Annotated in this window: 9 protein-coding genes and 1 pseudogene; 2 read left to right on the top strand and 8 right to left on the bottom strand. The window is 30.2% G+C overall.

Annotated elements, in window-relative coordinates; translation table 11 throughout:
* Nucleotides 1–14 precede the first annotated feature (14 nt).
* Entirely contained in the window at nt 15–998 is a 984-nt protein-coding gene (locus GRQ01_RS03260; RefSeq protein ID WP_158334406.1) for a c-type cytochrome, read from the bottom strand.
* 170 nt (nt 999–1,168) lie between these two features.
* On the opposite strand from GRQ01_RS03260, the gene GRQ01_RS07670 reads away from it, so the two are divergent.
* Complete coding sequence (locus GRQ01_RS07670; protein WP_227656232.1) at nt 1,169–1,309, top strand: hypothetical protein; 141 nt, start codon at nt 1,169–1,171, stop codon at nt 1,307–1,309.
* Here the strand turns inward: GRQ01_RS07670 and GRQ01_RS03255 are convergent.
* The 5 genes and pseudogenes from GRQ01_RS03255 to GRQ01_RS03235 form a co-directional block, all read right to left on the bottom strand.
* Nucleotides 1,297–1,926 (bottom strand): hypothetical protein, encoded by a 630-nt coding sequence (locus tag GRQ01_RS03255; protein ID WP_158334405.1) that lies wholly within the window; start codon nt 1,924–1,926, stop codon nt 1,297–1,299. The genes GRQ01_RS07670 and GRQ01_RS03255 overlap by 13 nt on opposite strands.
* Nucleotides 1,923–2,168, bottom strand: coding sequence for a hypothetical protein (locus GRQ01_RS03250; protein WP_158334404.1), 246 nt, complete (start codon nt 2,166–2,168; stop codon nt 1,923–1,925). Before GRQ01_RS03250 ends, GRQ01_RS03255 begins: the two co-directional genes overlap by 4 nt.
* Complete coding sequence (locus tag GRQ01_RS03245; protein ID WP_158334403.1) at nt 2,155–3,198, bottom strand: DHH family phosphoesterase; 1,044 nt, start codon at nt 3,196–3,198, stop codon at nt 2,155–2,157. The genes GRQ01_RS03250 and GRQ01_RS03245 overlap by 14 nt, the downstream gene beginning before the upstream one ends.
* An 8-nt stretch (nt 3,199–3,206) precedes the next feature.
* A pseudogene (gene flhA / locus GRQ01_RS03240) lies at nt 3,207–5,379 on the bottom strand (flagellar biosynthesis protein FlhA).
* A complete protein-coding gene (locus GRQ01_RS03235) occupies nt 5,366–5,776 on the bottom strand; it encodes an Rrf2 family transcriptional regulator (protein ID WP_203121164.1) in 411 nt (136 codons plus the stop codon). The pseudogene flhA and the gene GRQ01_RS03235 overlap by 14 nt, the downstream one beginning before the upstream one ends.
* Before the next feature lie 168 nt (nt 5,777–5,944).
* Here GRQ01_RS03235 and rpsO point away from each other — a divergent pair, with 168 nt between their 5' ends.
* A complete protein-coding gene (gene rpsO, locus GRQ01_RS03230; protein WP_158334401.1) occupies nt 5,945–6,217 on the top strand; it encodes a 30S ribosomal protein S15 in 273 nt (90 codons plus the stop codon).
* 38 nt (nt 6,218–6,255) lie between these two features.
* On the opposite strand, the gene GRQ01_RS03225 is transcribed toward rpsO, so the two are convergent.
* Together GRQ01_RS03225 and flgL are read right to left on the bottom strand one after the other, a co-directional pair.
* Nucleotides 6,256–9,072, bottom strand: coding sequence for a DNA translocase FtsK (locus GRQ01_RS03225; RefSeq protein WP_158334400.1), 2,817 nt, complete (start codon nt 9,070–9,072; stop codon nt 6,256–6,258).
* A gap of 107 nt (nt 9,073–9,179) precedes the next feature.
* The gene (gene flgL, locus GRQ01_RS03220) at nt 9,180–11,429 is read right to left on the bottom strand and encodes a flagellar hook-associated protein FlgL (protein WP_158334399.1); all 2,250 of its coding nucleotides are present in this window, start codon (nt 11,427–11,429) and stop codon (nt 9,180–9,182) included.
* Nucleotides 11,430–11,433 lie beyond the last annotated feature (4 nt).

Raw genomic sequence — 11,433 nt, 5'->3', positions numbered from 1 at the left:
CTTACCCTAGTTTTTTATTTAATCATATCTTTATAAGGTCCAAAGCGATGCTGCATAGGAGAAAAATGATCATCATAAGGACCTACATCCATATCTAAGGGTTTTACCCTTCTATCAGGAAAATCTTTTTCCCTACCAGTTTTTACAGGACGGGGTTGTAAATTAATATAAGCAGCCACATCATAAGCATCTTCAAGGCTTAAATCAGGAGAACCTTTAGGCATATTTGCCTTGATAAAAGTAGCAGCTTTTATGAGACGATACACCCCTGCTCCTGTATTATAGCTATCATTCCCCCAAAGTGGTGGGTAGATATAATATCCTCCTGTATTGCTTTCGTTTTTAACTCCTAAGCCGTTTTCTTGATGACAAGGAGTGCATTTATTTATATAGATGGTTTTTCCTTTTTTAGGATCAGCCGCTCTTGAAATGAAATCTATTTTTGGAAGTCCTTGTCCTTCTACCTTGGCACCTACAGGAATTCCTTGAGAAAGCCATTGCATGTAAGTTAGCATTGCCATCATTTCAGGTGCATCAGTAGGCATTTTTTTACCATTCATAGAGCGTTGAAAACAGCTATTGATTCTATCTACTAAGGCTATTATTTTGTTTTCTTTGGCATCATATTGAGGAAATCTTCCCCAAATCCCTACAAATGCTAATTGATTAGGCACGCTTCCGCCATTAGCATGACAGCTTGAACAAGAAAAATTATTTCCTGTAAATCTTTTTTTTGGATCTTTAGCTTGAGGGCCTACATATTTACTTGTCTCATTGATGATTTTATTGCCTAAAATAACCATTTTAGAATATTCTGAATTTTTTGGCATTTTACTTTCATCAATAGTGCCATCTTGATTTAAAGCTTTAGGTAAACTCCATTGAGCAGTGGGTAAATCAATGCCTGTTGCACCTTTAATTCTTTCTAAATTTTGATCTATAGCAAAAGCACATTTTCCTAGCAATAATAAAGCTAAAGTCATAGAAAATTTATTCATTACTTCTTCCTTCTTTTATTTTATCAATACAATATAAGTATAAAATTTTATAAAATAAAAGTCAATTAAATTAACCAAAATTTAACAAAAAATTTCATTTAAAATTTAATCTAAAAATAAAGTTTTTTTGATATAATTAAAGTATATAATGTTGTTAAAAGGTTAAATTAATGAAAAATTTAAGCATCCAAGAAAAAAAAGATCTCGATCATTGCGTTTTTCAGAACCTTCAAAGGCAAGATTCTTGTGTTTTTAGCTTTCTTTTCAAAAAACTTTTTTTAAAAATCAAAACATTTGTTTACTCTAAATAATACCATTTAAAATCTTTTTTCGTATATGAAAGATCCTTAAAAAACGGAGATTGGATAAATAATTTGCATTCTTTATCTGCATTTTCTATACCATAAACTTTCATAGCCATTTTAGAATTATGCTTGTTAAGTTTTATACCCACACAAGCTTGATTGTTGATTTTATAAAGTAAGATTCCGCCCTCTTTTTCATCCATATTTAAAACACTTAAATTAGTATTTTTACTCATATCTTTAACATCTTTACTAAAAACATAGCGAAGTTTGTAATATATCATGATATCTTGCAAGGTGTTTTTTAAAGCTTGTAGATTTTCATTTATCTTGTCATTATTGTTTTTATAAAGATTTAAAAAATCATGATTTAAATAATTTAAAAAAATTTCATCTTTACTCCATTTTTCACAAGAATCATAGCTTTTTAAAATTTCTATTTTATCTTTTTGTATTATAAAATCAAGGCAAGCTTTATTATTTTGTGAAAATCGCACTAATTTAATCTCTTGGATTTTAAAATTTTGATCGGATTTTTTTTCATAGGCAAAATCGTTAAATTTTTCATAAATATTAGCAAAACTTAGAGAAAAACTGAAAAAGAATAATAAAATTGTTTTCATTTAAAAAGATCTTTGCGTGTGTTTTTTAAAAATTCCACTACTTCTAAAATTTCATCAACCCCTTCTTTAGTAGAATTTTCTAATACCTTATCTATATTGTCTATATAAGCTTCTATAGCATTTTCTAATTTCTCTCTTTTAACACCTGAGTATAAAAGCATAGCTTCTAAAACTATACTAAGCTCATACCTTAAATCTTGTAATTGTTTTTTTAAATCTTTAAGGCTATCATTTTGAGACATTGTTTTCCTTTTTGAGTTCTTTACTTTTTATCAAATCCATAATTTGAGTTTTGATATGATTGTAATTTGACCCATCTTTAAAAGCAGCAAAAAGCCCTCCACTAGCGTTTTTATGCCCTCCTCCGCCAACTAAATTTTTAGCCATTAAACTCACATCAATCTTTCCATTGGCACGAAAACTTAAGGTTTTTTTAGAGCTTACATCAATGAAAAAATCATAATCAGGATTTTTAACTAAAAAGTCATTGCCTATAATGGAAGTGTTGCCTATATTAGAGGTTAAAATCCCTTTATGTCCTTCATATTCTATGGTAAATTTTTCTTTGTGTTCTCCTAGTTTTTCAACAACAAAATAAGAAATTAAATTAGAAAGAGTATTGTCATTATCTTTCATAAAAAAGTCTTTTTTTATGAAATGAATAGCATTATCAAGCAAAACATTAGCATTATTTTTGCCTATAAATTCACGTGCTTTATTGATTAAAAAAAACATATAAGCAATTTGCATTTCCTTAAACATAACGCGATTGATTTCTTTTGCATTAACAATTAATCCTAAAAAAACCTTACCTAATTCAAAATTTTCATCTTTACATAGCCAAATATCCACGGCATTTACCACATCAACTAATTTTGAAAGTTCTAAATCAGGCCTGCAAATTTTAGAAAAGAAATCATAAACAATTTTAGTAGCACATCGTTTAGAATCAAGCAAATACCAAGAATATTTTTGAGCACATTCCTCTCCGCTTTGATGGTGATCAAGAAGAAAAATTTTAATATTTTTTTCCTTGCATATCCTATCAAATTCTTCACATTGACTTGGATTTAAATTCAAATCAGTAATCAAAATAATAGCTTTTTGAAAATTATTATCTTTTTCTATATCATTTAAAATGGTATTAAAATTTTCATTGATTTCTTTACCATAATTAGAATTGTAAAATTGTACATTTTTAAAATAAAAATCAACGACAAACTGACAAGCATAGCCATCAAGATCTGTGTGTGATAAATGATAAATTTTCATTATTGTCCTTAAAGATCTATTTTAATAATACCTTCGGTATTAAAATTTGTATTTTCTGCAATTTCTGCAAAGCTTAGCACAACTATATTAATACTAAAATTATAACAAATATCAGCAATAAACTTTCTAAGTTGTGGTTCGACACAAAGTATAAAAGGCTTTATGCGTCCATTGGCCACTGTGGCTACTTCAGCCCTTAAAGTATCTACTAAAGTTCCTGTTTGTGCTACGCTTAAAGGAAGATGATAGGCACCATCTTTAAATTGTACTTTTTCCATTAAGACACTAGAACTAGCAGAATCAAGAATAAAAATATCTAAATTTCCTTTCTCATCTAAATACATATTAGTAATCATTCTAGCCAAAGATGCTCTTACATGTTCAATTATCATATCAAAGCTTTTACTCACTTCTGCTATATCACTTATGGATTCTAAAATAGTAAGCATGTCTTTAATAGGAATGTGATACTTAAGCAAGTCTTTAAGAATTTTTTGGATAAGACTCACAGGTGCCACACTTAAAGCTCCCTCTACGATAATAGGATAATCATTTTTAACCTTATCAAGAAGATTTTGCACTTCTTGACGTGTAAGAAGCTCACTTGCATGCGCTTTAATAAGCTCACTCATATGAGTTGAAATCACACTTGCAGGATCTATGACAATGTAGCCATTTAAGGTTGCTTCATCTTTTAAATTTGTATCTATCCAAAGCGCATCTGAGTTAAAAGCAGGTTCTTTTGTAGCAATGCCTTCTATTTCTTCAGTGATAAAGCCACTATCCATAGCTAGATATTTATCAGGATAAATTTCAGCACTTGCTATAGATACACCTTTTAATTTAAAATTATATTCATTGGGCTTAAGCCTAAGATTGTCTCTAATACGAATTTTTGGCATTAAAAATCCTAAGCTTTCAGCAATACTCCTTCTCATAGAACGGATTCTTTCTGTGAGTTCATTTTCAGCAAGTTTTATTAAACCATATCCAAGTTCAAGTTCAAGGATTTCTACCTTGAGTATATCATTGATCTTATGTTCTTCTTCTTTGAGTATTTCTTCTTCACTTTTTTTGGTAGAATGTGTTGTAGTTTCTGCTGCATTTTGGGTTGCAAGTGCGGCATTTGATTTGCTTTTTTTTACTTGTACTTACATCAATTTTACCTTCTTTAACCTGCTTAGTAAGATAACCTAAGCTTAAAAATACCAAAGCCATAAAACCTAAAGATAAAGTAGGCAAGCCTGGAACCAAAGCAAAAATAAAAAGCACAAAACCCACTATCAAAAGAGTGCGGTACTCACTTAGAAGTTGGCTTAAGCTTCCTTCGGCAAAATTTTCTTCATCTTTGCTTGCACGAGTGATGATAATGGCTGTAGCAGTTGAAGTAATGAGTCCAGGAATTTGTGATACTAAGCCATCACCTATAGTTAAAATAGTATAAGTAGAAGCCGCATCGCTTAAGGCCATATCATGCTGAAAAGATCCTATTAAAAACCCTCCTATCATATTAATGATAGTGATAATAATCCCAGCAATCGCATCGCCTTTAATGAATTTACTAGATCCATCCATTGCTCCATAAAAATTAGCTTCAGCTATGACTTCTTGGCGTCTCGCTCTTGCACTTTGCTCATCAATAAGACCCGCGTTTAAATCCGCATCTATAGCCATTTGTTTTCCAGGCATAGCATCGAGTGTAAATCTTGCTTGTACCTCAGAAACCCTCGTGCTGCCTTTAGTCACAACCATGAAATTAATCAGCACTAAAATACAAAAAACAATAATTCCTATGACCATATTCCCGCCAACAACAAATTCTCCAAAAGCTGCAATGATTTCACTCACAGCTTCAGGACCGTTTTGTCCTTGACTTAAAATCATTCTTGTTGTGGCTATATTTAAAGAAAGTCTAAAAAGTGTAATGATTAAAATAAGAGTAGGAAAAGTAGTCAAATCTGTAGGTTTGGGTATATAAATAGAAATTAAAATAATCAATACCGATAAAGCTATGCTTAATGCTAAAAAAAAGTCTAAAATAGCACTAGGTAAAGGAACTATAATAATAGCTAAAATACAGACTAAAAAAGCAACTATAGTTAAACTTTTAGCTTTTAAAATGGGTGTAATTAAAGGCCCTAAAAAAGGAAAAACTAAATTGAGTATTTTATTTTTTGCCATTATTTTTCATAATATCTTCTAGGGTGATAGAAGCTAAAAATTCATCAACTTTATTTTGTAAATTAATCAACATAGGCATTAAAGCACAATTTTCTTCTTTATGATTAGGACATGTGCCACTACTGCATTCAAATACGCTAATATCTTTTTTTTCAGCACTATTAACAATTTCTTTTATGGTGTATTCTTTAGGTTCTTTAATTAAAATAAAGCCGCCTTTTGCACCTTTAAAAGATTTTAATAATTGATCCTTAGCTAAAGTTTGTAAAATTTTGGCCAAAAAACTCTTAGGAATATCTAATTCTAAAGCTAAAGAATCTACATCTTGAGGGGTTTTCTTTTGCGAAATAGAGATTAAAGATAATAAAGCATATTCGCTAGCTTTGGTAAATAGCACTGATTCTCCTTGTTTTAACACAAAAATTTATCTATGATTATAATGAAAAATTCTTAGAAAAAGACTTAAAGTTTAGCAAAAGTTCTTAAAAAAGATGAATTCAGTTTATTTTTGGTTTTTTAAGATACAATTATAATTTTTAAATAAATTACCAATCAGGAGGTCTTTATGGCTTTGGATTCGGCTCAAAAAGCACAAATAGTTGCGAAATTCGCTAAAAAACCAGGCGATACAGGATCAACAGAAGTCCAAGTAGCGCTTTTAACTGCAAGAATTGTAGATCTTACCCAACATTTAAAAATCTATAAAAAAGATTTTTCTTCAAGATTAGGGCTTTTAAAACTCGTAGGCCAAAGAAAAAGGTTTTTATCTTATCTTAAAAGAAAAGATTATAATTCTTATAGCAAATTAATCACTGAGTTAAACCTCAGAGATAAATGATTTTAAAGCCCATTATTTCGGGCTTTTTTTGATAAAACTTATAAAATTTCTCTTTGTCCTTTTGAATCTGCTTGGCTTAAAACCCCATTTTGCGTGAGTTGTTCTATAATATTTGCTGATCGGTTATAGCCTATTTTTAAACGGCGTTGCAAATAGGAAATACTTGTTTTTCCATCTTCTAAGATAACTCTTTTAGCTTCTTCATAAAGCTCATCAAGTTCGCTTTCATAATTTTTATCTGTGAGTATATTGGTATTTTGTTGATCGTTTAAAAAGCTTTCATCATATTCTACTTTTTGCTGATCTTTTAAAAAATCTACAATTTTTTCTATCTCTGATTCACTTGCAAAAGGAGCATGTAAACGCACTATAGAACTTGTCCCTGGAGGGGTGAATAAGCAATCCCCTCTTCCAAGTAAATTTTCAGCACCCATAGTGTCTAATATAACCTTAGAGTCGATTTTTTGCCCTACTTTATAAGAAATACGACTTGGTAAATTAGCCTTAATAAGTCCTGTGACAACATCAACAGAAGGACGTTGCGTAGCAACGATTAAATGAATCCCGCTTGCCCTTGCCATTTGCGCAAGCCTTGCTATATAAAATTCCACATCTTTTCCAGCACTCATCATCAAATCAGCAAGTTCATCAATAATAACGACAATAAAAGGCAATTCTTCGCCTTTATTTTGTTTCATTTTCTCATTATAATTTTCTATATTTTTGGTTTTAGCCTCCGCCATTAAACAATAACGCCTTTCCATTTCAGCTACCATATTTGAAAGTGCGTTGATAGCCTTTTTAGGATCTGTGATTACTGGAGTTAAAAGATGAGGGATGTCATTATAAATGCTAAATTCAAGCATTTTAGGATCTATCATCATCAAACGCAGGGTCTTAGGAGAATTACGATACAAAAGGCTTAAAAGCATAGAATTAATCCCCACGCTTTTACCACTTCCTGTGGTTCCTGCTATAAGCAAATGCGGGAGTTTTTTAAGATCAGTGATAAAAGCATTGCCTACTATATCTTTGCCTAAAGCTATGGTTAAAGGACTTTTAGCGTTTTGAAAAATAGGACTTTGTAAGATTTCTCTTAAATAAATGGTTTGAATTTCATCATTAGGCACTTCTATGCCTATGACATCTTTTCCAGGTATTGGGGCTTGGATGCGTATAGATTTTGCCATTAAAGCCATGGTCAAATCATCTTGCAAATTCAAAATACGGCTCACTTTTACATCCGCACTTGGACGGAATTCAAAAGTAGTTACAACAGGTCCAACATAAGTGCTTATAACATCACCACCTATTTTAAAACGACGTAATTTTTCAAGAAGATGATAAATTTTTTTATCAATTTCACCTTCATTGATTTCTTGTCTGTGTTCTTTAGGATTAGCAAGAAAATCAAGCGGCGGCAAGATGAAGTCTTTAGGCTTTTCTACTTCGCCTTGTTCTATTTCGCGTAATAAAGCCTGATTTATTGCAATTTCTTTGCTTAAGATTGTTTTATCTTTTGGATATGAAGTTGGTTCATTTTTGATTGTTGTATTTGAATTTTGTATAGATTTTTCTTGCATGATAATTTCATCTATATTTTTTACCTTGATAAAATCAGGATCTATATAAGGATGCTTTAATTCTTCAACAACAGGTACAAAATCATTGTTATTTTTATCAGAATTTTCTTCTTGAACTTTATATTTTAAAGCTACAATTTGTTCTAATGTATTTTTTTGTTCTTCTACTATAGGATTAAGGCTATATTTATTACCTTGTATGAGAGTTTGCTTTGTATCGTATTCTTCTAATTGCTTGATTTCTTCTTTTACTTTCTTTTCTAAAATTTCATTTTGATAGTCTTGAAATTCTTGTTCTAATCTGCTTTTTTGTAATAAATTTTCTCTAAGTTGAAGTTCTTTAGTAAAAATTTTTGATTTACTTTCTTGTTTAGGCACTGCAATTTCAATATTTTTACGCTTATAACTTGGAAGATCTAAATTATTGTTTCTATCTATTTGTTCTATATCTTCAGGCTTTTTAGGTTTTAAAAAACGTTCAGGAATCATATCTACCTCTTCTTCTAAAATAAAATTAAAATCTTCATCAAGATTGATTCTTGTTCTGCTAGCTTTTTGTGCAAAATCACGCACTTGTTGAGAATACTCATGAACAAAACTTCTTGATTCTTTTAAACTCTGTTTGTCTACTTCTATAAAATCATCTAAAATTTGATTTTTAAGTTTTTCAAAATTTTCTTTAGCAGTAGTGATTGAATTTTTACTTGCATGAATGTTGCTATTTTTAATCAATTGTTCTATAGGATTGATTTTTTTATCATGGATATGAGTTTGTATGTTTAAATCTTCAATGTTGTTTTCAAGGACTTGGGAATTTATTTTATTTATATCTTCTTTTTCATTTTCACCACCAAAAACACGCATTAATAAAGCCTTTAAAGCCTGTTCTATTTTCAACAATGGCGTGAAATCTAATTCTATTTTTAAAGTTTCTTTTGCAAACTGTGGAAACAATAAAATCAAAGAAAACAATAAAAGTAAAAGAGCAAAAATCCCGCTTCCCGTATGTCCTAAAATAATATAAAAAATTTTATAAACTATTTCTAAAATATATCCAAAATCCCTGTAAAAAACAGCAAATAAAAGCAAAATAGAAAAAAAAGCCAAAAAAATACCAAAAAGTTCTCTGCGTTTAAAATTTTCTATTTTATAATTTTTTTTATAATAAAAATAATTTAACACTAATAAAGAAAAAGGATAATAATAACCCAATTCTCCAAATAAAAATAAATTAATCTTATAAACCCACTCTCCCATACTAGGTGCTAACATACAAAGGCAAAGATAAAAAATAATAAATGTAGAAAGGGTAAAAATGGCTTCTTTTTTAATATTTTTTCCTTAAAAATAAAATCAAGAAGCAATTATACCATAAAATTTTACATATAATTTAATAAACTAAGCTGGGATAAAGTTGTGCTAGCTTTAAGAGAAGCTTGATAGGCAAGTTGTGTTTGCATTAAAGCTATCATAGCTTCACCATAATCAATATCTATAACGCTTGATTTAATGCTTTGGACATTAACACTTAAAAAGTTTGATCGTGTATTTACATCTTCTATAGTATTATGATAAGTACCCATGGTTGTATTAAGCTTATTAATATGATCCATTAAATGATCAAGTCTTTCTAAGGCTCCTTGCATACCTGTATTTCGTGGATTTTCGCTTTGAGAATCTGCTCTCATATTTCCATGCAATACTGCTTCTATCATAGCATCTAAGTCTTTTATGATATCTACATTAGGTTCATCAATGACTAAAGAATTATTAGCACTAAAGATAAAATTAGAACCATTACTCATAGAAGCCGTTGTTGAGTAAGGAGGATTAGGAAAAAGTCCGCTTTGAGAATCGCTTAAAGAAAGTTCTATATTAGTACTTGATGAAAGCTTATCTGTAACGCTAATGCGACCTTTATAATCCATACTTACATCCACACTAGCATTAGAATCTTTCATAAGCTGTCTTAAGGTATTATAACTATTAGCATCAATTTTTCCATTATTAGCTGTGATGCTTTGAGTTGGGATCTTATCAGCTGCAAACATTCCTATTATAGTATTAATTTGTCCATAAGTAATTTCATTAGCTCCTGTTAATACTCCGCTATTACCTGTTGCAGGATCAGTATGCATAATAGGAAAAGTGATTGTATTATTAGGATTATTAGGATCTGCAAAACTTACAGTTGAAGTTTGTAAATTAATACTGACATCGTAAGAATTCCTGCCTTTAGATTTTATTTTTAAATTTAAAGTCGTGCCATTAAGGCTATCTTGAGACATTACATCACTAAGCTTTGTAGAATCTGTAGCATAAGCATTGCTTCCTTTGATAATTTGAGAAACATTGCCATAAACTATATTGCCATCTTTTTCAAAATACACATTATCATAATCTGCCCCATTACTTGCATTGCCTTGGGTATCTGTCATTTTACTGTGAATAAAATCAGTTTGATGGAGTTCAAAGGTAAATTGCTTGTTAACTCCATTTTGTCCATTTAAAGTTATTGTTATAGGGCCTCTTAAATTGGTAATATCTCCATTGCTTGTGTTTAAAGCCTCTCTCATTACAGAATTAGTAATATCATCCATATTTAAATTATTTTCTTTAACAAATTTATCCAGTTCTCTCATTTCTGTAAAGCTAGAGGTTTGAGGCGTGAAGGCTACAGCATGAAAATCAAGTTTATTATTGCCTTGCTTGAGATCTGTGATTTGAATTTGACCACTATTATTGATACTTACTTCTACTACTTTATTATTAGGCGTATTGCCATAAAGCGTACCGATTTGTTTTAATACATCTTCTATTTTATCATCAGGCTTGATTAAAACAGCACTTTTAAAACTCGTTCCATCAGGTCTAACCCCTTGAATATATAGGGTTGAAGGAGGAAAATTAAGCTTTTGATCCTTATCTTCAAAATCTTTTTCTACATCTAGTTTTCCATCTTGGGTATAATTTTGCCCTATTAATTGCTTCCATTGAGAATTTTCATTTAGATACTCTACTTTATCACTATAGCGATTATCAATAAGGCTTACATTGCTTGTAATTTGCTTTTTATAATCCCCATCTGCTTTAAAAAACAAATCCCATCCAGGTATATTATAAGGACTTTCAGTCCCCGCACCCGTGACTACATTAATATTATTTTTATCACCATAATAATTGCCTTGAGAATCAAAAGGCTTATTGCTAAGTTGAGATCCTGCAAAAAGGTATTGTCCATTAACGCTAGTATTAGCAAGATTAATAATACTTTCTTTAATGCGTTCTAGCTCTTTTGCTATAGCTTCTCTAGAAGTTTGAGAATTACTATCGCTTGCGGCTTGAGTTACTTTAACTTTAAAATCCTCTAATAACTTCACCATATCTTGTAAAGCCTTCATGCTATTTTGAGTCATTTCTTGTGCTCTACTTGTGGCTTCTTTGATTTGTTCTAAGGTTTTAATTTCATACTCAAGTCTTGTATTATCTATATAAACACTCGCATCTTCATATGAATTTTGTATTTTTAATCCTGAAGCAAGTTGTTGAGTTATATCATATAATGCACTTTGTCCACCCATAGAAGTATTTACACTATTTGTAAAATTAAGTTTATTTGTAATTCTCATGTCC

The organism is Campylobacter bilis, from assembly GCF_016806695.1.
Classification (GTDB): Bacteria; Campylobacterota; Campylobacteria; order Campylobacterales; family Campylobacteraceae; genus Campylobacter_D; species Campylobacter_D bilis.
Note: the sequence above shows the minus strand (reverse complement) of the source record. Positions and strands in the feature narration are given on the sequence as shown.